Consider the following 19,756-nt stretch of genomic DNA (forward strand, 5'->3'; position numbering starts at 1 on the left):
CGCCCACCCCTACTGCCGGAAATACCATGGCCCGCACCATCCCGATCTTCACCGATACCCGACCGTCCCTCAGCGCCCCGCTGGAATTTCGCGTCTCACCCCCGCTCGCCCTCTACGTCCATGTGCCGTGGTGCGTGCAGAAATGTCCGTACTGCGACTTCAACTCGCATGAGGCCGGGGAAACGATTCCCGAACGCGAATACGTCGATGCATTGATTGCCGACCTGCAATCGGCGCTCCCGCTCATCTGGGGCCGGCCGGTGGTCAGCGTTTTCTTCGGCGGCGGCACGCCCAGCCTCCTCTCGCCGGCCGCCATCGACGAGTTGCTAGCCGCCTTCCGCGCCCTGGCCATGCTGGCACCGGATGCCGAGATCACGCTGGAAGCCAATCCGGGCACAGTCGAAGCGGAGAAGTTCGCCGGTTTCCGCGCCGCTGGCGTCAATCGTTTGTCGCTCGGCATCCAGAGTTTCAATGACGCCCACCTGAAGGCCCTCGGACGCGTTCACGACGCCGCCGAAGCCCGACTAGCCGCGCAGCTCGCGGGCGAGCATTTCGAGACCTTCAATCTCGACCTGATGTACGGATTGCCCGGCCAGACCCTGGCACAAGCGCTAAGCGACGTCGAGGCAGCCCTGAGCCTGTCGCCGACACACCTCTCCTGCTACCAGCTGACCCTGGAACCGAATACGCGCTTCGCCGCCTTCCCGCCTGAACTGCCGGAAGGCGACCTCTGCGCCGACATGCAGGAAGCCATCGAGGCCAGGCTGGCGGCAGCCGGCTTCGCCAATTACGAGACCTCGGCCTTTGCCCAGCCCGGCCGCCAGTGCAAGCACAATCTGAATTACTGGTATTTCGGCGACTACCTTGGCATCGGTGCCGGCGCCCATTCGAAGCTGACCCTGCACGACCGCGTGCTGCGCCAGATGCGCCACAAGCACCCGAAGGCCTACCTGGACAACATCCGTCGCGGCAATGCCGTGCAGGAGCACAACGAAGTGGAGGCGGCCAGCCTGCCCTTCGAATTCATGATGAACGCCCTGCGCCTGGCCGACGGTTTTCATCCGTCGCTGTTCGAAGCACGCACCGCCCATTCGCTGCACACCATCCTGCCGCAGCTGAACGCGGCCAAGGCTGAAGGCCTGCTTGAGGTCGGCCCGGAAAAGATTGCGCCGACCCTGAAAGGCCGGCGCTTCCTGAACGTACTGCTGGAACGCTTTCTGTAAGCGATCAGTGCGTCGCTTCGGCGACGAAAATCTCGACCCGGCGGTTCTTGGCTCGTCCGTCGGCCGTCGCGTTGTCGGCAATCGGTTCGTGTTCACCGCGTCCGTCGATGCTGATGCGCTTGCTCGCCACGCCTCGCGACACCAGATAGTCCCGCGTGGCATCCGCCCGATTGACGGCCAGCAGGTTGTTGGCCGCATCGCTACCCACATTGTCGGTGTGACCGATGATGCGCACCGTGGTCACCGGATTCTGGTTCAGGGTGGAGGCAAACCGGTCGAGCACGGCATGCAGGCCCGGCTTGATACGGTACTGACCGGAATCGAAGGAGAGGTCGCTCGGGATGTCGAGTTTGAGCTGATTGTCGGCCGTCTGGCTGACCCCGATGCCGGTTCCCTGCGTCGCCTGCTCCATGGCCGCCTTTTGCTCCTGCATGTGCCGCGACCATAGATAGCCGCCGCCAGCCCCCAGCGCAGCGCCAATGGCAGCCCCGGTCGCCGCGCTCTTGGTCTTGTTGCCGCCGGCCGTCACGCCGCCCAGCAAGGCGCCCGCCACGGCCCCGATGGTCGCCCCGGTAGCCGTCGTCCGCTGGGTTTCATCCAGATTGGCACAAGCACCCAGGCTGCTGGACAAGACGACAAGGGCCAGCAAGCCGTTCACACTGTTTTTCATGGTTCGCACTCCTCGATCAAACAGGAAAGGCAAGGCCGGCATCAGCTGAAAAGCCCACCCTTCCTGAGCATGTCCAGCCCTTGCGACAGCAGGTCGCCCCCCTGCGGCAACTGACCGTTCGGCGTCAGTTGGTCAACCACTCTGGGCAACAGGTCGGCGAGACTGCCGGATGCCTGCTCGGGCGACACGCCGAGTTGGGCGGCAATATCCCGGAGCTGGCCGGAACCGAGGACGGATTGCAGTTGCTCCGCCGAAATCGGCAGGTTCTTGCCGGTCGACACCCAGGAATTGACGATATCGCCCAACCCACCCTGCTGAAAGGACTGGACGAGTCCGCCCAGCCCACCCGGCTGATTGTTGAGCAACTGCATGACGATGCCGAGCAGCGGATTGTCGCCGCCGGACTGCCCGCCGGCCAAGGCACCGACAACGGAATCAAGAAGACCCATGATGACTGCTCCGATAAAGTTGGGATTTTCATCCTACTCCATCGATTGGGCGCTTATGTGAAGATTTGCGAACCCCGCAGCGGCCTGAAATCAGCCCAGCATGTCGCCGTCGACGTAGTACCAACGGCCATCTTCGCGGACGAAGCGACTCAGTTCGTGGAGCCGATGCCCGCGACCGGCAATGCGGTAGCGGGCCACGAATTCGACCGTGGCGTGGCTTTCGTCGAGTTGCCGGTGAGATCTGACATCGAGGCCGAGCCACTTGCTCGAATCGGCATCAAGATCGAGCTCGCTGGGCCGGGTCGTGGCATGCCAGGTCGCCAGCAGATAGTCGCCCAGCTTCAGGACATAGGCGCCGTAGCGCGAACGCATCAGCGCCTCGGCGCTGGCAGCAGACTTTTCGCCGGCATGCAGGGGCCGGCAGCAGGCGGCGTAACGCAGGCCGCTGCCGCACGGACAGGCTTCCGGCTGCTTCATGCCTCCCAGGGCGGCACCGCGGCACTGCCCGATTGTGCCGGACTGGCAGGCACCTCGACCGCCTCGACCTTTTCGCCGCCCAATGCCTCGATCAGTTGCGGCAGGAAGCGGGTCAGTTCCCCCGTCATCAGGGCGAAATCAGCATCGAACTGCTCGTCGGCATGCTCGGCGCTCTTTTCGGCTTCTTCCTTGAGCAGGTCGAGGAAGGCGAGGCGCTTGACCTCCATCTTTTCACCCAGCACGAAGGAAATCCGTTCGTCCCAGGTCAGCGCCAGCTTGGTCGGCAGCTTGCCGGCCGCCAAATGGGCCTTGATTTCGCTGCTTACCTCGTCGCCCAGCGGATGACGGACATAGCGGACAGCTGACTTTTCTTCGCCCACCGCCTTCAGTTCGCAGTCGCGGTCGATGGTAAAACCGTGCGGCGCGTCGCCGCCGGCCAGCCAGTCAGCCATGGCCGATTGCGGCGACAACTGGGTATGCACGGGCGTCAGCGGGAATTCGTCGAGGCAATGCCGCAGGTGCTCGATCACTTCCTCGGCCTTGCCGGGGCTCGCGGCGTCAACGACGAACCAGCCGTTGAGCGGATCGATCCAGACAAAAGTCGAACGCCGCTTGGTGAAGGCGCGCGGCATCAATTCCTCGGTAACGCGCTCCTTCAGTTCGCGCAGCGCCTTGCGTCCCGGGGCATAGCCTTGCTCCTCGGTCAGTTTCTCGGCGCGCTCGCGGACTTCGTCATTGACCACCGACGACGGCAGCAGGCGTTGCTCGATCGCGAGGGCGATCAGCCACTGACGATTGTTCGCGTAAATCAGGCCGCCATCCTTGCGCGGCGGCACCCAGCCGCGCGACATCGGCTCGTGGCTGGCGCAGCGGGCAAAGGTGCCTCGCGCCAACTGATCGTCGAGCCTGGCGAGATCAATGTTCCAGGGTGTGGGCAGGCGGTAGATTTGCAGATTCTTGAACCACATGTTGCTTGAGTTTCCTTGGTGGCGCCGTTCAGCGCTTCGTAAAGATGACATCCCAGACGCCGTGACCGAGGCGCAAACCCCGGTTTTCGAACTTGGTCAGCGGCCGGTACGCCGGACGCGGCGCGAACCCGCCAAGGCCGGCCGCGCTATCGGATTCCAGCGCTGCGGCCAGCGCCGTTGCGGAAGGATGGGCGACGCTGTTCTCGAGGCTGGCTTCGCGCCCCAGCACGTCGAGCATCTGCAGGGCGTAATTTTCCCAGTCGGTGGCGCAGTGGAAGTAGCCCCCCGGCTTGAGGCGCGAAGCCAGCAGTTCGACGAACGGCGACTGGATCAGGCGGCGCTTCTTGTGGCGCGTCTTGTGCCACGGATCGGGGAAGAAGACGTGGATACCGGACAGCGAACCTTCCGGCAGCATGTCGCGCACCACTTCCACGGCATCGTGGTTGCCGATACGCAGGTTGGTGAGGCTTTTCTCGGCGATCAGCTTGCACAGGGCACCGACGCCGGGCACATGCACTTCCAGCCCCCAATAGTCGTTCTGCGGATTGGTCTCGGCAATTTTCGCCGTGGTTTCGCCCATGCCGCAGCCGATTTCGAGGATCTTCGGATTGTCGCGGCCGAACACGGCATTCAGGTCGATGTTCGACGGCTGATAGGAAATGCCGATCTTCGGCATCATCTCGTCGAAATAGCGGTGCTGCGCTTCCGACATGCGGCCGGCACGGCGCACGAAGCTCTTGATGTGGCCGTGCCCGTCGTGCCCCTCGCGGCCTTCGGTATAGACGCCATCGTCGTGCGCGGCGCCGGACGGGATCAGGATGTCCTTGCTCATGAGCCGATCAGCCCCGAAGTCGGCGACGACGGATCGGCCGAATAGTATTTGCGGGCCATGCGACCGGCCAGGAAGGCCTCACGCCCGGCTTCGATGCCTTTCTTCATGGCGCTGGCCATGAGTACCGGATCTTTCGCGTGGGCGATGGCAGTGTTCATCAGCACACCGTCGCAGCCGAGTTCCATCGCGATGGTGGCATCCGACGCGGTGCCGACGCCGGCATCGACGATGATCGGCACCTTGGCGTTGTCGATTATCAGACGCAGGTTCCACGGGTTCACAATGCCCATGCCGGACCCGATCAGCGAAGCGAGTGGCATGACGGCGACGCAGCCGATCTCTTCGAGCATCTTGCACTGGATGGGGTCGTCGGCGCAGTAAACCATGACCTGAAAGCCTTCCTTGACCAAGGTTTCGGCGGCCTTCAGCGTTTCCGGCATGTTCGGGAAGAGGTTGGTCGGGTCGCCGAGCACTTCCAGCTTGCACAGCGGATGGCCGTCGAGCAGTTCCCGCGCTAGGCGCAGGGTACGTACCGCATCCTCGGCGGTATAGCAGCCGGCGGTGTTGGGCAGGATGGTGAATCGCGACGGCGGAATGGCGTCGAGCAGGTTGGGCTGGCCGGCGTCCTGGCCGATATTCACGCGGCGCACGGCGACAGTGACGATCTCGGCCCCCGAGGCGTCGATGGCGGCACGTGTTTGGGCGAAATCCTTGTACTTGCCGGTGCCGACCAGCAAGCGGGAACGGTAGGCCTTGCCGGCGAGGGTCAGTTGGTGCATTTCTTGGTTACCTGGATATGAGCGATTGGCTGTTGGTCAGCGAGGTCGGTTCGCCAGGAAGCCTATATTGGTCCCCGGAAATCCGACCCCGGTTTCAGCCGCCGCCGACGGCGACGACGATTTCAAGCTGGTCACCGGCAACCAGCGGCGTACTGGCATGCTGGCTTTTCGGGACAATCTCGCCGTTCTTTTCGACGGCGATGCGCTTGCCCGTGTAGCCGAGCTGATCGATCAGGCCGGCGACGGTCAAGGCTTCAGGAAACTGGCGATTTTCGCCATTGATCTTGAGGGTAAGCATCGCGCTATTTTAGCCGAAGCCAACGCCCGCTGACCCTCATCGATGACGCAGCGCGTACGCGGCAAAGTCGGCCGGCAACAAAGGCTTGCTGAAATAGTAGCCCTGTATCTCGTTACAACCCGCCTCCCGCAGGAAAGCCAGTTGCTCCGCGGTTTCGACGCCTTCGGCGATGGCTCGCATGTTGAGCGAACGGGCGATGCTGATCACCGCCCGCGACAACGCTGCGCCTTCCTCGTTGCTGGCCGCATCGGCAACGAAGCTGCGGTCGATCTTCAGTTTGTCGACCCGGAAGCGCTTCAGGTAGGCCAGGCTGGAATAGCCGGTTCCGAAATCGTCGATGGCCACGCCGACACCGATCGCCTTCAGGCCGCTGATCACGTCCTGGATCAGGATACTGTCGTCGATCAGCGTGGACTCGGTCAGTTCGACCTGAATCAAGGCGGGCGAAATGCCGGCCCCCCGGGCGGCATGCTGCAAGACAGCGATCACGTCCGAACGATAAATCTGGACGCCGGAAACGTTAACCGCCACCCGGCAATCAAGGCCGGCATCCTGCCAGCGACGTGCCTGCTCGCAGGCCTGCTGCATGACCCACTCGCCGAGCGGCAGGATGAGGCCGATTTCCTCGGCCACCGGGATGAATTCGACGGGCGAGATCGGCGCCGCACCCGATGGCTGCCAGCGCAGGAGCGCCTCGGCACCGAAAACACGCCCGCTGTCGGCATAGACCTGCGGCTGATACACGAGATGGAATTCGTTGTGCTGCAACGCCTGGCGCAGGTTGTTGGCAAGATCGAGACGTCGTCTCGCCTGTTCGTCCATGTTCGGATGGAAAAAGTGCCAAGTCCCGCGCGCCTTTTCCTTCGAGGCATACATGGCGGTATCGGCCTTTTGCATCAGCATGTCGAAATCGGTGCCATCCTCCGGTGCGACGACGATCCCGATCGAGACGGAGGTCGTCAGCTGGTGGTCACCGATCTGGAACGGCTCGACCAGTGCGGCAATGATCTTGTCGGCGATACGTGCCGCCACCTCGCGTCCGCCCATATCGTCGAGCAGCAGGATGAATTCGTCGCCGCCCTGGCGGCTGAGCGTATCCGATTCGCGCAGGCAGCCCCGCAGACGGCGTACCACGGCGATGAGCAGGCGATCGCCGATACGATGGCCGAGCGAATCGTTGATGCGCTTGAAATGATCGAGATCGAGGAACATCAGCGCGGCGCTGCGCTGGTTGCGCCGGCCCTGTTCCATGACATGGCTGAAGCGGTCGCGCAGCAACAATCGGTTGGGCAGGCCGGTCAGCGGGTCGTGGTGGGCGAGATACTGGATCTTCTCCTGCGCCGCCTTGCGCTCGGTGATATCGTCAAAGGAGCCGATGTAATTGATGATCTTGCCATCGCTATCGCGCACGGTCGTGATCGACAGCCATTTCGGATACACCGAACCGTCCTTGCGGCGATCCCAAACCTCGCCTTCCCAGCGTCCGTGATCAATGACCTTGCGCCACATCCCGGCATAGAAGGCTTCGTCGTGACGCCCGGACTTCAGGATGCGGGGCGTCTGCCCCACCACCTCCTCCCGCACATACCCGGTGATGTCGGCAAAAGCCTGATTGACGTTGACGATGACCCCATTGCTGTCGGTCACCATCAAGGCTTCCGAGGTATGGGCGAAGACACGCTCGGACAGTCGAAGCGCCGCCTCCTGGCGATAGCGTGTCGTCACATCGGTATAAACCCAGATCGAACCCTGCTCCACGTCGCTCTGATCAAGCGGCCGACCGGTCAACATGACGCGGATAGCCTCCCCGTCGAGACGCTGCATGCTGTATTCCGACTGGGACGATCCCTGCTGCTCCAGCTCGGCATACATGCGGGTTCCGATGTCGTCCCACTGCGCATCGGACTGGTAGAAAATCCGGGTCGGCTGCCCGACCAGATTGGCCGGATCCTTGAACAGGAACATCTCGGCCAGACGCTGGTTGCAGCGGATGATCTTCCGCTGCCTGACCCAGGCGATACCGACGTGCGCGTTGTCGAAGATCAACTGCTGCTCGGCGAGCAGCCGCAGCATGTCGGCCTCGGCCCGCTTGCGGTCGGTGATGTCGGTATAGGAGGTCACAAACCCGCCATCGGGAAGCGGCGAGCCCTTGACCTCCAGAACGCTGCCGTCGGGCCGGATGCGTTCGAAGCTGTGCGCCTCGCCACGCCGCGCCCTCGCCATGCCATCCCGTACCGTCGCCTCGACGTCCACCTCACCGTACTCACCGCGCTCGGCGTTGAAACGGATGAACTTCTGCAGCGGATTCGGCGGCACCACCAGCGAATCCGGGAAGTCCAGCATGGCCTTGAAGCGGCGGTTGAACTTGATCAGCTCCAGGTTCGCATCCATCACCGTAATGCCGCTCGGGAAATGCTCGATCATGGTGTTCATGATCTGATGCTCACGCCGCAGCGCCTCATCGGCGCGGCGCTGCCCGGAAATATCCTGCAGGGTTTCGATCGCGCCGATCACGTCCCCGGCCCGGTTGTACAAGGGTGCCGCCGTGAAATGAAGCCATGTCCCCTGCGGCCCCATCTGCGGAAAGAAATCCTCGGCTTCGAAGGAACCGGGCAACAACTCCGAACGCCGAAACTTGTTGGCGTAGTAGGTTTCGATTCCGGCTTCGAGGTCACCCGAGACGACCAGATCGGCCATGACCGGCCGCGCGCTCGGGTAGAAAGGCTTCCACTGATCCCGGGTGCCGACGATCTGCGCGGCCGGATAACCCATGACCACCTCGCACGCGCGGTTCCAATGGCTCACCCGGTGGTCGCGATCAATCACGAATACCGGGACCGGCGTACTGGCCAGAATCCGGTTCAAGTGTTCCAGATCCTCGGGTAAAAGCGATCCGGCGGTACCGTTCGTCAAGTTCATGATGCCTCCGCCGAAGATCGGCGATGCCACGCGCCCTCCACCGCACAGTCCTTCTTACTTTAGTAATAGGTGGATATTACTCCCGGAGCAACGGAAGATGCTATTTCAGCAAGCCACGCGGCTTGCGCGGGGCATTGGCGAACAAGCGGTCGTACAGCCAGTTGGGCAGCAGGCGCAGGCATTTGGCGACGATCCCCATCGGCCAGGGGATCACGGTATAGCTGACGCCCCGCTCGATCGCCGCGGCAAAGCGGGCTGCCGCCTGGTCGACCGGAAGCAGAAAGGGCATCCGGTACGGATTGACGGCCGTCATCGGTGTTTCGATATAGCCCGGCGCAATGGTCACCACCTTGATCCGGCATGGCCGCATCTCGAGACGCAGACTTTCCAGATAGGCGATGGCGGCGGCCTTGGATGCGGAATAGGCCTCTGCACCGGGCAAGCCCCGGATACCGGCGACCGAAGCAATGCCGACCAGCCGCCGCCTGCCGCCAGCCCCCTTCATGGCGGGAATGAACGGGGCAAAGGTTGCCGCCATGCCGAATACGTTGATATCCATCACGCGCCGGAAAATGGCGAGATCCTCTTCGCATTCGGTCAACGTCCCGGCCGATACTCCGGCATTGGCAATGACGATATCCGGGGCACCGAAACGGCGCATGAAATTACCCGCCGCATCGTGCAGGGCCGGCGCATCGGTGACATCAAGAGGATAGCAGGCGTGCCCGCCACCCAGGCGCTCGTTGAGCCCCTGCAGGAATTCCGCCCGCCGTGCAACCAGACCCAGCGTGGCCCCCTGTCCGGCGTAGTAAACGGCAAGCGCCTCGCCGATACCCGACGAGGCGCCCGTGATGAATACCTTCAAGGACAATTACTTCTTGCTTGACGTCTTGCCCGACTTTTCGGTGCGTGCCTTGGTGATCAGGCTGTCGGTAATGGCCAGCGTATCGTTGAAATCCCTGCCGCCGACCAGATACTTGCCTTCGACAGCCAGGGCGGGAACGCCCTGGATCTTGTAGGCTTGCGCCAGCTGGTCGCCCCGCTTGACCTTGCTCATGATGCCAAAGGAATTGAAGGTTTCGGTAAACTTCTTGGCATCGACCCCCTTCTTGACTGCCCACTCGGTCAATGCCTTTTCCTCGAACAGGTTCTGGCGCTCGACGTGAATGGCCTTGAAGACGTCGCTCTCCAGACGATGCAGGTCACCGGTAATTTCCAGGGTGTAGTACAGCTTGGCAATATTGGCCCAGGCCGCGCGACCGAAAGTGATCGGCACTTTCTTGAGCACGACATCGCCTTGTTGCTTGGCGGCCCAGGAGGTCAGCAGCGGATTGAAATCGGCGCAATGCGGACATCCGTAGCTGAAGAACTCGATGACCTCAATTTTGGCAGGATCATCGGTCGACTGAACCGGAACAATCTGGGTATACGGCGCATTCTGGGCGAAGGACGGCAGGGAAAGCGCTGCTCCGACAGAAAAAACGGCGGCGACAAAACCACGGCGGGAAAACTTCATTCGCGACTCCTATTTGGCAAGCTGGGCTTCAATGCCGGATTTGGCAAGCTCGGCACGAACTTTGTTCAATTCATCGATCTTCGTGTAGGGTCCCACACGAACGCGGTAGAACGTCTTGTCCTGAATCATGACCTGCTGGACGACGGCCTCCATCCCCATGAAGGCGAGTTTAGCCTTCTGGTTGTCAGCATCCTGCGCAGTGCTGAACGAACCGGCCTGCAGGAAGAGCGGCGTCTTCGACTCCTTGATCTCTTCCTTCTTGTCCTCTTTCTTGTCTTCCTTTTTCTCGTCCGTCTTCGCTTCGGCCGGCTTGGCATCCGGTTTGGGCGCCTTGTCCGGGACGGCATCGGCCTTGCCCGGCAGGATGTCGTAGAACTGGAAGCGCTTTTCAGGGATCGGATCGCCCGGCTTGCCCGGCAGGGCAAGCGGCTGCGACGGCTCGCCGTTCTTGGCCGCCGGTTCGCTGCGAGCCGGCGGCTGGGCGCGGTCGACGAAGGGCAATGGCGACTTGTTCAAATACCAGACAACCCCGGCGGCGATGCCGACCCCTAGGACCAGGCCAATGAACATGCCGACCAGCGTGCCGCCACCGGATTTCTTTTTTGCCGGTTGGCTCTTGCGGGGCTTCATATCGCGACTCATGAGGATTCCTTACATCGATTCCGGACAGCTGACGCCGAGAATGACCATGCCGTTGCGGATAGTCTGGCGAACTGCCGCCGCCAGCGCAACGCGGGCATCGCACAGCTTTTCGTCGTCCACCAGCATGCGCTCGGCGTTGTACCAGCCGTGGAACTCGCCGGCCAGATCCTTGAGATAGAAGGCAATCATGTGCGGCGCCAGGTCGCGGGCCGCGGTCTCGATCACTTCGCGGAACTGCGCCAGCTGGTTGGCGATGGCCAGTTCGCGCGGATTGCTCAGCAGCGCCAGATCCGCCTCGACCAGGTCGGCCAGGTCGCCCGACCACTGGTTGATGACCGAGCAGACGCGGGCATGCGCATACTGGATGTAATAGACCGGGTTTTCGTTGGTCTGGCTTTTGGCCAGATCAAGGTCGAAGTCAAGATGCTGATCCGATTTGCGCAGGGCATAAAAGAAGCGACAGGCGTCGTTGCCGACCTCCCGGCGCAACTCGCGCAGCGTGACGAACTCGCCGGAGCGGGTCGACATCGAGGCCTTCTGGCCGTTGCGGTAGAGCACCGCGAACTGAACCAGCGCGACGTGCAGCTTGTTGCTGTCGAGTTCGAGCGCCTTGAGTGCCCCGGTGACGCGCGGAATATAGCCGTGGTGGTCGGCGCCCCAGATGTTGATGACCTTGTCGAAACCGCGTTCGAACTTGTTCAGATGGTAGGCGATGTCGGAGGCAAAGTACGTGTACAGGCCGTTCTCACGCTGGACGACGCGATCCTTCTCGTCGCCGAAGGCGGTGGACTTGAACCACTTGGCGCCGTTCTGCAAGTAAATGTGGCCCTTCTCTTCGAGCAGGGCGACGCAGCGGGCGACCAGGCCGGTGTCGTAGAGCGACTTCTCGGAATACCAGACCTCGAATTCGACGCCGAATTCCTTGAGGTCGTCGCGGCAGTCCTCAAGCTGCTCGTTCAGCGCATGCCGGTGCACATAATCCCAGTCGCCGCCGAGCAATTCCTTGGCCTGGGCGATCAGGGCATCGAGGTGCAATTCGCGCTGCTGCTTGGCTTCGTCGTCGGCGCGACCGGTATCCGGCAATCCCGGCGTACCGGCCACCACGTCGGCAGCGGCGCGCACGAACTTGTCGCCATGGGCAACGGTCATCTGCTTGGCCATTTCGCGCACATAGTCGCCCTGATAGGCGTTGGGCGGGAACTGGACAGTCTGGCCGTGCTGGTCGAGGTAACGCAGCCAGGTCGACAGACCGAGGATATCCATCTGGCGGCCGGCATCGTTGACGTAGTACTCACGCGTCACATCCCAGCCGGCAAAGGACAGCAGGCCGGACAGCGATGCGCCGTAAGCCGCGCCGCGACCGTGGCCGACGTGCAGCGGACCGGTCGGGTTGGCCGAAACGAATTCGACCTGCACCTTTTGTCGCCCGCCCACCACGGAGCGGCCAAAATCCGCACCTTCAGTCAGCACCGCGCGGACCACATTGATCTTGGCCCGGGCATCGAGCGTGAAATTGATGAAGCCGGCCCCGGCCACTTCGGCCTTGGCAACCAGAATCGACGGCGGCAGCTCGTTCAGCAGCTGGTTGGCAATTTCGCGCGGATTTTTCTTCAGCGCCTTGGCCAGTTGCATGGCCAGATTGGTCGACCAGTCGCCATGCGTCGGATCACGCGGACGTTCGAGTTGGATCGTGCTATCGGTTGCGGAGGGGGCAACGCTGGCCAGCGCCTTTTGCAACAGGGCGGTCAGCTGGGATTTGACATCGTGGGCCATTGATTCGCGGCTAAAAAGCAAAAGATCGATTATACGCTGTCGCTCGTGCTCTGCTTGGCAATTGGCACAACGCGATGCAATGCCGAATTTGCGCACCGAAACAGGCGCCCGCCTTGCCCGCGGCAGCAGCGCCGCCGCGGTTCAGCCGGCAACGATCACCGACCACGCGGCAAGCTTTTCGGCATAGCCTTTCGCGGCATGAGCCGGACTGGTCGACGGCAGGCGACTGAGCGTGACATTCCGTCCCGCCAACCCGGGCAGAACATGACGACGGAAGTTGGATTCCGCGGCCGCCCCGTTGAAATAAACCCGTCGAATGGCCGGATGCGTCGCGAAGAACTCGGCAAAATCGTTGACGCACACCGAGGCTCCGACAATATCGGCATCCAGGCTGCCGTCGCGCTCGCAATCGGCGATCACATCCCACAAAGCGATCCCGGCAGCGGAAATCCGTTCCAGGCGCTCCCGATAAGGCAGGGATGGCCCGGCCCCCAGCAGATCGCCCATGATCCGCCAGAAGGCATTGCGTTCATGCGCGTAGTATTGCCCCGCGCGCAGCGAGGCCTCACCCGGCATGCTGCCGAGAATGAGCACGGTCGCATCCGCCGACGCCACCGGGGCGAAACTGCGGACCGCCGCCATCGTCCGTCAGCCGCCAAACACCCGGTTCTTGCCGGCCCGCTTGGCGAGATACATGGCCTGGTCCGCCCGCCGGATCGCATCGTTCCCGGCCTCGTCGGGAGCGACCTGCGCCACCCCGGCGCTGAAGGTGATCAAGACCCGCTCGCTGCCCGACATGTAGATGGCCTTGGTCAACTCGCGCTGCAGACGGGTAATCACCTCGATCCCCTCATCCAGCCCCGTATCCGGCATCAGGATGACGAACTCCTCGCCGCCGTAGCGGGCCAGGGTGTCGCTCGGCCGTATGTTGTGGCGTGCCACGTTGGCCAGGTGAATCAGGGCACCGTCGCCGGCGTCGTGTCCCAGGCTGTCGTTGAGCTTCTTGAAATTGTCGATGTCGAGCAAGCTGACCGACAGCGGGGTTTCCTTGCGCCGCATGCTGGCTATCTCACGCAACAGCGCCTCGTCCAGCCCCTTGCGATTCAGGGCATCGGTCAGCGGGTCGTGGCGGGCCAGTGCGCTGGCGTTGTCGAGTTCGTGATGCAACTGGATGAGCTCGGCCTCGGTCACCTCGACCTTCTCCTGCAGGCTCTTGAGCTGTTCGCGGGAATGCGCCGATTCCTCCGCCATGGCATGGGTCGCTGAAATAACCCCTTCCAGCAAGGGTTTCAGCTCATCCGGCGTGGTCACCTTCTCCACCTGCCGTGCCGTCTCCTCGATACGCACCTCGAACGCGCTGCTCGAGCGGTTCATCTGGGAGAGGCTCTTGATGAACTCGGAGAGCATCTCGCGCATCTCCTGCTGAGCCGCCACGGAACGAATGCGGGCACGCCCCTGCTTTTCCAGGACATCACGCATGCGTCGCTCCATCTCGTCGAGATGACGCAAGGTCAGCGGTGGCGCGATACTGGCCAGCAGGCCGTCGATCTGCCCCTTCAGCCAGCGGTCATCGATACCCAGTTCGCCGATGTTCCGGATGATGAGCTGGAGCAGCTTGAGCAGGGAGTCCCGAATCTCCAGTTGCTCCTCGACACCGGAGCGAACATGGCAGACCATCTGGTCGAGCGCATGGCGCACGGCATGCACCTCGACTTTCGGCTGCTTGAGCAGAAGGGCCAGCTCACCGGCGGCGGCCACCGAACGCGGATTGTCGCACCCGAAGAAAGGCGAAAAGCTCTCGACGAGCCGCGCCAGACTGAGCGCCAACTCGGCGGGCAACACGTCCGGCGCCACGCCCCCCGAGACAGCCGGCGCCCACCCACCCGCCGCCTGGGAGAAGCCGAGCACGGCGTCGGTCACTCCCTGCCAGCTCCGTCGTGTAATCGCCTGCCCCAAGGCATCGAGATGCGCGTCCTGCTGCGGACCATGCGGCACCAGCGCGGCGGCCAGCTGGCGCAAGGGCTTTTCAGGGAACGGAGAGATATCCGGCAAACCGGCGATCTCGTTGTAGCAAACCTGAAAATTGGCCGGGGTCGGCGGCAAATGCTTCGCCGCCAGACGTTTGAGGGCTTCCCGAGCGATATCGGTCGGATTTTTCAACTCGTTCATGGAGGCGATTTCCGGTCTTGGAGTAGGGAAGCGAGCAATGTGAATGATAGTTGTAACAGTTTATCGCATCCCCTTCCGGATATACGACGGCGTACCTCAAATAGCAGCCCGTCAGTCCGAATTTGCAGGTCTGCAACCCGCGTAGGCGTGTTAGCATGCTCGTTTGACTTTGCCGGCCATCCACCTCCCCATGCGCCTCTTCCGCCTGTTCAAGATCGCCTCCGTCGCCAGCCGTTTCGGCCTCGACGAGATGGTGCTCGAACACGAGCCAAGCGGCCGACTGGTGCGCCTTGCAAACGCCCTGCAGTTCTGGCGCGACCTGTCGACGCCGCGCGCTGTACGCCTGCGCTTGGCCCTCGAAGCCCTCGGCCCCATTTTCGTCAAGTTCGGCCAGGTGCTATCCACCCGGCGCGACCTGATGCCAACGGATATCGCCGACGAACTGGCCCGTCTGCAGGATCGCGTTCCACCCTTCGATTCCGGTCTTGCCCTGGCCGAAATCGAAAAAGCTTACGGCCGCCCCGCCCATGAGGTTTTCGCCGAATTCGACCCGACCCCGATCGCCTCGGCCTCCATCGCCCAGGTGCATTTCGCCCGCCTGCGCGACGAGGATGGCGGCCATGACGTCGCAGTGAAGATCCTGCGGCCGAACATGCTGTCGGTCATCGAACACGATCTCGCGCTGATGGACAACCTGGCGATGCTGCTCGAAAAGCTGTGGTCGGACGGCAAGCGCCTGAAGCCGCGCGAGGTGGTCGCCGAGTTCGCCAAGTACCTGCGCGACGAACTCGACCTGATGCGCGAGGCGGCCAACGCCTCGCAGCTGCGCCGCAATTTCACCGATTCCCCCCTGCTCATCGTGCCGGAAGTGCATTGGGATTTCTGTACCTCGACCGTCATGGTCATGGAACGCATGAAGGGTGTGCCGATCTCGCAAATCGACCGCCTGCGCGCCGAGGGCATCGATCTCAAGAAACTGTCCGCCGCCGGCGTCGAAATCTTCTTCACGCAGGTCTTCCGCGACGGCTTCTTCCATGCCGACATGCATCCGGGCAATATCTTCGTCGCCCCGGACGGCCGCTACATCGCGCTCGACTTCGGCATCGTCGGCACGCTGACCGATAGCGACAAGAACTACCTGGCGCAGAACTTCCTGGCCTTCTTCCGCCGCGACTACAAGCGCGTCGCCGAAGCCCACATCGAATCCGGCTGGGCGCCGAAAGACACCCGCGTCGACGAATTCGAAGCCGCCATCCGTGCTGTCTGCGAGCCGATCTTCGACCGGCCGTTGAAGGATATTTCCTTCGGCAAGGTGCTGCTCCGCCTGTTCCAGACCTCGCGCCGCTTCAATGTCGAGATCCAGCCGCAACTGGTCATGCTGCAGAAGACGCTGCTCAACATCGAAGGCCTCGGCCGCCAGCTCGACCCCGAACTCGACCTGTGGAAGACCGCCAAGCCCTTCCTCGAACGCTGGATGAGCGAACAGATTGGCTGGCGTGGCCTACTCAAGACCTTCAAGCACGAAGCTCCCTATCTGGCCCGCAGCATCCCGCAACTTCCCCGCCTGGTGCACCAGGCCCTGGCCCAGCCGGCCAAGGCCGACCTGCAACCTCAGATCGAGCGCCTGATTGCCGCCCAGCGTCAGCAGAACCGCTGGCTGGCCGTCATCGCCCTGCTGCTCGCCCTGCTCGTCGGCGCCCTGTTCGCCTGACCGTCGATGGCTGTCATTACGCTATCCACGTTTACCGAAGAACATGTCGCCGACTGGTTCGCCACGCGCGACATCAACAAGGCCAAACCCTACGTCGACCTGGTCCGCGACCTGAACATCGACGGCAACATGCTCAGCGCACAGGTACCCGGGTCGGCGCCCGAACCCTACAAGGTCCAGGCTTACCTGAGCCAGGACCAGAGCGGCGAGATGGGGGTCGTCAGCCGCTGTACGTGCACAGTCGGTCGCCACTGCAAGCATGTCGCCGCCACCTTGCTCAAGGCCATAGAGGCGCGCGCCCCGGCCGCCCAGCCAAGCGGCAGCGCCCTGTCGTGGATCGAGGACCTGCGCCGCACCTCGATCGCCGTGGCCAAAAAGAAAGCCCGGCCGAGCAGCGCTCGCCAGCAACTCTTCTACATCCTGAAATGGACAGCCGACAAGCGCCAGTTCGGTATCGAAATCCGTAAGGGTAAATATCCGGAAAGTGCTGAGGAATGGTGGAAGGTGGACCGTGCCCTGCTCACGCCACCGCAATTCGTCAGCGAGGAAGATCTCGGCATCCTGCGCCTGATCTGGGCCGATCGCGGCCACGAAACCGGCCTGCGCGCCTTTGGGCTCGGCCCGGAGCGGGGCGGCGAAATCCTGCAGCGCATGGCGGCCAGCCATCGCCTCTACCCCGAGGACGACCTCGGGCTGCCGCTCAATGCCGGCACCCCGCGCCCGGCTACCATCGGCTGGAACATCGACGGCATGGGCTTCCAGCGCCCCTACCTGAAACCGCAGCCGTCGGCCGAGATGATCATTGCGGTCGACCCGCCCTGGTACGTTGACCTGGCGGAAGGCGAAGTCGGTCCGCTGGAGGTTTCCGGCAATCCGGACGTGGTCAGCCGCCTATTCTCGCTGCCGCCCCTGTCCGCCGAAGAGGCCGCCCTGGTCGCCGAAGCGCTGTCCGAGCTCGCGCCCGACCTGCAGTTACCGGGCGGCGATGCCGGCGCCCGCCTGCGCCTCGTCGACGCGCCGCTGATTCCCATCCTGCAGCTCGAAACCCTGCATACGCATGGCCACCGCGCCTGGCGGGGCTATCCGCAGAATTTCGCCGGCGGTGAGTTCGATGTCGCCAAGGTCGTTTTCCGCTATGGCGACGCCGACATCCGGCCCGAAGAGAAAAGCGAGTTCATCACCTTGCCGGAAGGCGAGACGATCCGCCTGAAGCGCCGCCCGGAGGCCGAAACGAGGGCGCTGGAAGCGCTGGCCGGCAGCGGCCTGCAGAAGATTCCGAGCCATACCCTGCACACCTTCGGCAGCCCGCCCGAAGGCGTCTATGGCCTGGCCGACGAAATGCATTGGGTGCCCTTCATGCAGGAGGGCTCTCTGCACCTGAAGGAGGCCGGCTGGCAGATCGAATTCCCGGAAGACTTCCGCCATCACGTCATCGAGGTGGACGGCTGGGATGCCGAGCTCTACGAATCCGACAACGGCTGGTTCAACCTCGACATGGGCATCATCGTCGAAGGTGAGCGCCTGCCGCTGGCACCGCTCCTCGCCAACCTGTTCCGCAGCGACCCGCGCTGGCTGGAAGTGGCGGAGCTGGAGCGCGTCCCCGACGATGAAGGCATCGACCTCTACACTGCCCGCGGCAAGCGCCTGCGCGTCCCCGCCGGCCGCATCAAGCCGCTGGCCGCAACGCTGATTGACCTGTTCGACGGTTTTTCCGGTGGCGACGTGCTGCGCTTGTCGCGCTTCGACGCCCCCCGCCTGGCCGAACTCTCCGACCTCAGCCGCTGGCAGTTCCGTGGTCAGAACGACATCATGGCTCTGGCCGAGCGCCTGCTGGCTGCCCAGGGCATTTCCGATGTCGCGCCACCCGCCGGCTTCCACCTCGACCTTCGCCCCTACCAGCGCGAAGGCCTGGCTTGGCTGCAATTCCTGCGGGCCAACGCACTGTCGGGCATCCTGGCCGACGACATGGGTCTCGGCAAGACCGCTCAGACGCTGGCCCACCTGCTGCTGGAGAAGGAAGGCGGCCGCCTCGACAAACCGGCGTTGGTCATCCTGCCAACCTCGCTGATCTTCAACTGGAAAAACGAAGCCGCCCGCTTCGCTCCGGACCTCAAGGTGCTGTCGCTGCACGGCCCGGAGCGCAAGAGCCGCTTCGCCGACATTTCGACGCATGACGTGGTGCTGACCACCTATCCGCTGCTGTGGCGCGATGCCGACGAACTGATGCAGCACAGCTATCACCTGCTCATCCTCGACGAGGCGCAGACTGTCAAGAACGCCCAGAGCCAGAGCGCCGAAGCGGTACGCAAGGTGGATGCACGGCACCGTCTGTGCCTGACCGGCACGCCGCTGGAGAACCACCTCGGCGAACTGTGGAGCCAGTTCGATTTCCTGCTTCCCGGTTTCCTCGGGACGAGCAAGCAGTTCACCCGCCATTGGCGCACGCCGATCGAGAAGCAAGGCGACATTGCCCGCCGCAGCCTGCTCGCCCGTCGCATTCGCCCCTTCATTCTGCGTCGCAAGAAGGAAGACGTGGCCCAGGAGCTGCCGCCCAAGACCATCATCGTACGCAGCGTCGAACTCGAAGGTGCCCAGCGCGACCTCTACGAAACGGTCCGCGCCGCAATGGATGCCAAGGTCCGCGACGAGATCGCCCGCATGGGTTTCGCACGCAGCCAGATCGTCATTCTCGACGCCCTGCTCAAGCTGCGCCAGGTCTGCTGCGACCCGCGCCTGGTCAAAGCCAGCGCAGCCCGCAAGGTCCCGGAGCGCGCCAAGCTCGACCTGCTCATGGCCATGCTGCCCGAACTGGTCGACGAGGGCCGCCGCGTGCTGGTTTTTTCGCAATTCACCAGCATGCTCTCCCTGATCGAGCACGAACTCGACAAGGCCAACATCGCCTACGTCACCCTGACCGGCGACACCAACGATCGCGAAACACCGATCCGTCGCTTCCAGGAAGGCCAGGTGCCAGTCTTCCTGATCAGCCTGAAGGCGGGTGGCGTCGGCCTGAACCTGACGACGGCCGACACGGTCATCCACTATGACCCTTGGTGGAACCCGGCCGTCGAAAACCAGGCTACCGACCGCGCCCACCGCCTCGGCCAGAACAAGCCGGTCTTTGTCTACAAGCTGATCGTCAGCGGCAGTATCGAAGAAAAAATTCTCGCCCTGCAGGAGCGCAAGGCCGAACTCGCCGCCGGCATCCTCTCCGAGGATCATCAGGTCGACGTCAAGTTCGGCACCGACGATCTCGCCGCCCTGTTCGAGCCGCTACCCGACTGATCGCGCCGCGGCGCCTATCCGTTACAATAAGAAATAAGACTTTCC

The 19,756-nt window shown here is 63.1% G+C and carries 17 protein-coding genes; 3 read left to right on the forward strand and 14 right to left on the reverse strand.

The genetic code is table 11. From position 1 onward, the window contains the following. The first annotated feature begins 26 nt into the window (after positions 1–26). Entirely contained in the window at positions 27–1,223 is a 1,197-nt protein-coding gene (gene hemW, locus F1002_RS06080; RefSeq protein ID WP_150428126.1) for a radical SAM family heme chaperone HemW, read from the forward strand. A 4-nt stretch (positions 1,224–1,227) separates the two neighbouring features. On the opposite strand, the gene F1002_RS06085 is transcribed toward hemW, so the two are convergent. The 14 genes from F1002_RS06085 to F1002_RS06150 form a co-directional block, all read right to left on the reverse strand. Then, positions 1,228–1,893, reverse strand: coding sequence for an OmpA family protein (locus F1002_RS06085; RefSeq protein WP_150428127.1), 666 nt, complete (start codon positions 1,891–1,893; stop codon positions 1,228–1,230). A gap of 41 nt (positions 1,894–1,934) precedes the next feature. Beyond that, a complete protein-coding gene (locus tag F1002_RS06090; RefSeq protein WP_150428128.1) occupies positions 1,935–2,342 on the reverse strand; it encodes a YidB family protein in 408 nt (135 codons plus the stop codon). A 90-nt stretch (positions 2,343–2,432) separates the two neighbouring features. Next, positions 2,433–2,819: a YchJ family protein gene (locus tag F1002_RS06095; protein ID WP_150428129.1), complete on the reverse strand. Its 387-nt coding sequence runs from the start codon at positions 2,817–2,819 to the stop codon at positions 2,433–2,435. Then, complete coding sequence (locus F1002_RS06100; RefSeq protein WP_150428130.1) at positions 2,816–3,787, reverse strand: recombination-associated protein RdgC; 972 nt, start codon at positions 3,785–3,787, stop codon at positions 2,816–2,818. Before F1002_RS06100 ends, F1002_RS06095 begins: the two co-directional genes overlap by 4 nt. 28 nt (positions 3,788–3,815) lie before the next feature. Next, positions 3,816–4,619 (reverse strand): tRNA (guanosine(46)-N7)-methyltransferase TrmB, encoded by an 804-nt coding sequence (trmB, locus tag F1002_RS06105; RefSeq protein WP_150428131.1) that lies wholly within the window; start codon positions 4,617–4,619, stop codon positions 3,816–3,818. Continuing rightward, the gene (locus F1002_RS06110; protein WP_150428132.1) at positions 4,616–5,398 is read right to left on the reverse strand and encodes a thiazole synthase; all 783 of its coding nucleotides are present in this window, start codon (positions 5,396–5,398) and stop codon (positions 4,616–4,618) included. The genes trmB and F1002_RS06110 overlap by 4 nt, the downstream gene beginning before the upstream one ends. A 94-nt stretch (positions 5,399–5,492) precedes the next feature. Then, positions 5,493–5,696, reverse strand: coding sequence for a sulfur carrier protein ThiS (gene thiS, locus F1002_RS06115; RefSeq protein ID WP_150428133.1), 204 nt, complete (start codon positions 5,694–5,696; stop codon positions 5,493–5,495). 36 nt (positions 5,697–5,732) lie between these two features. Then, the gene (locus F1002_RS06120; protein WP_150428134.1) at positions 5,733–8,615 is read right to left on the reverse strand and encodes an EAL domain-containing protein; all 2,883 of its coding nucleotides are present in this window, start codon (positions 8,613–8,615) and stop codon (positions 5,733–5,735) included. 100 nt (positions 8,616–8,715) lie between these two features. Continuing rightward, the gene (locus F1002_RS06125; RefSeq protein WP_370452121.1) at positions 8,716–9,480 is read right to left on the reverse strand and encodes an SDR family oxidoreductase; all 765 of its coding nucleotides are present in this window, start codon (positions 9,478–9,480) and stop codon (positions 8,716–8,718) included. 6 nt (positions 9,481–9,486) lie between these two features. Further along, positions 9,487–10,131, reverse strand: coding sequence for a thiol:disulfide interchange protein DsbA/DsbL (locus F1002_RS06130; RefSeq protein WP_150428136.1), 645 nt, complete (start codon positions 10,129–10,131; stop codon positions 9,487–9,489). A gap of 9 nt (positions 10,132–10,140) precedes the next feature. Further along, complete coding sequence (locus F1002_RS06135) at positions 10,141–10,773, reverse strand: SPOR domain-containing protein (protein WP_150428137.1); 633 nt, start codon at positions 10,771–10,773, stop codon at positions 10,141–10,143. 9 nt (positions 10,774–10,782) lie between these two features. Continuing rightward, a complete protein-coding gene (argS, locus tag F1002_RS06140) occupies positions 10,783–12,546 on the reverse strand; it encodes an arginine--tRNA ligase (RefSeq protein ID WP_150428138.1) in 1,764 nt (587 codons plus the stop codon). A gap of 141 nt (positions 12,547–12,687) precedes the next feature. After that, complete coding sequence (locus F1002_RS06145) at positions 12,688–13,188, reverse strand: DNA-deoxyinosine glycosylase (protein ID WP_150428139.1); 501 nt, start codon at positions 13,186–13,188, stop codon at positions 12,688–12,690. Between the two features lie 6 nt (positions 13,189–13,194). Next, positions 13,195–14,715 carry a diguanylate cyclase gene (locus F1002_RS06150; RefSeq protein ID WP_191090321.1) on the reverse strand — a complete coding sequence of 507 codons (1,521 nt, stop codon included), beginning with the start codon at positions 14,713–14,715 and terminating at the stop codon, positions 13,195–13,197. Between the two features lie 190 nt (positions 14,716–14,905). Here F1002_RS06150 and ubiB point away from each other — a divergent pair, with 190 nt between their 5' ends. Together ubiB and F1002_RS06160 are read left to right on the forward strand one after the other, a co-directional pair. Continuing rightward, complete coding sequence (ubiB, locus tag F1002_RS06155) at positions 14,906–16,426, forward strand: ubiquinone biosynthesis regulatory protein kinase UbiB (protein WP_150428640.1); 1,521 nt, start codon at positions 14,906–14,908, stop codon at positions 16,424–16,426. Between the two features lie 6 nt (positions 16,427–16,432). Then, on the forward strand, positions 16,433–19,711 hold the full coding sequence (locus tag F1002_RS06160) for a DEAD/DEAH box helicase (protein WP_150428141.1): 3,279 nt from the start codon (positions 16,433–16,435) through the stop codon (positions 19,709–19,711). Positions 19,712–19,756: the final 45 nt, after the last annotated feature.

This window comes from Dechloromonas sp. CZR5 (assembly GCF_008711155.1).
Classification (GTDB): Bacteria; Pseudomonadota; Gammaproteobacteria; order Burkholderiales; family Rhodocyclaceae; genus Azonexus.

Excerpts from the sequence above, each read along its gene's own strand:
- F1002_RS06110 (WP_150428132.1), bottom strand. The coding sequence starts at position 5,398 with ATGCACCAACTGACCCTCGCCGGCAAGGCCTACCGTTCCCGCTTGCTG.
- thiS (WP_150428133.1), bottom strand. The coding sequence starts at position 5,696 with ATGCTTACCCTCAAGATCAATGGCGAAAATCGCCAGTTTCCTGAAGCC.
- F1002_RS06120 (WP_150428134.1), bottom strand. The coding sequence starts at position 8,615 with ATGAACTTGACGAACGGTACCGCCGGATCGCTTTTACCCGAGGATCTG.
- F1002_RS06085 (WP_150428127.1), bottom strand. The coding sequence starts at position 1,893 with ATGAAAAACAGTGTGAACGGCTTGCTGGCCCTTGTCGTCTTGTCCAGC.
- F1002_RS06095 (WP_150428129.1), bottom strand. The coding sequence starts at position 2,819 with ATGAAGCAGCCGGAAGCCTGTCCGTGCGGCAGCGGCCTGCGTTACGCC.
- F1002_RS06160 (WP_150428141.1), top strand. The coding sequence starts at position 16,433 with ATGGCTGTCATTACGCTATCCACGTTTACCGAAGAACATGTCGCCGAC.
- trmB (WP_150428131.1), bottom strand. The coding sequence starts at position 4,619 with ATGAGCAAGGACATCCTGATCCCGTCCGGCGCCGCGCACGACGATGGC.
- argS (WP_150428138.1), bottom strand. The coding sequence starts at position 12,546 with ATGGCCCACGATGTCAAATCCCAGCTGACCGCCCTGTTGCAAAAGGCG.
- F1002_RS06130 (WP_150428136.1), bottom strand. The coding sequence starts at position 10,131 with ATGAAGTTTTCCCGCCGTGGTTTTGTCGCCGCCGTTTTTTCTGTCGGA.
- F1002_RS06145 (WP_150428139.1), bottom strand. The coding sequence starts at position 13,188 with ATGGCGGCGGTCCGCAGTTTCGCCCCGGTGGCGTCGGCGGATGCGACC.
- F1002_RS06150 (WP_191090321.1), bottom strand. The coding sequence starts at position 14,715 with ATGAACGAGTTGAAAAATCCGACCGATATCGCTCGGGAAGCCCTCAAA.
- hemW (WP_150428126.1), top strand. The coding sequence starts at position 27 with ATGGCCCGCACCATCCCGATCTTCACCGATACCCGACCGTCCCTCAGC.
- F1002_RS06100 (WP_150428130.1), bottom strand. The coding sequence starts at position 3,787 with ATGTGGTTCAAGAATCTGCAAATCTACCGCCTGCCCACACCCTGGAAC.
- F1002_RS06090 (WP_150428128.1), bottom strand. The coding sequence starts at position 2,342 with ATGGGTCTTCTTGATTCCGTTGTCGGTGCCTTGGCCGGCGGGCAGTCC.
- ubiB (WP_150428640.1), top strand. The coding sequence starts at position 14,906 with ATGCGCCTCTTCCGCCTGTTCAAGATCGCCTCCGTCGCCAGCCGTTTC.
- F1002_RS06135 (WP_150428137.1), bottom strand. The coding sequence starts at position 10,773 with ATGAGTCGCGATATGAAGCCCCGCAAGAGCCAACCGGCAAAAAAGAAA.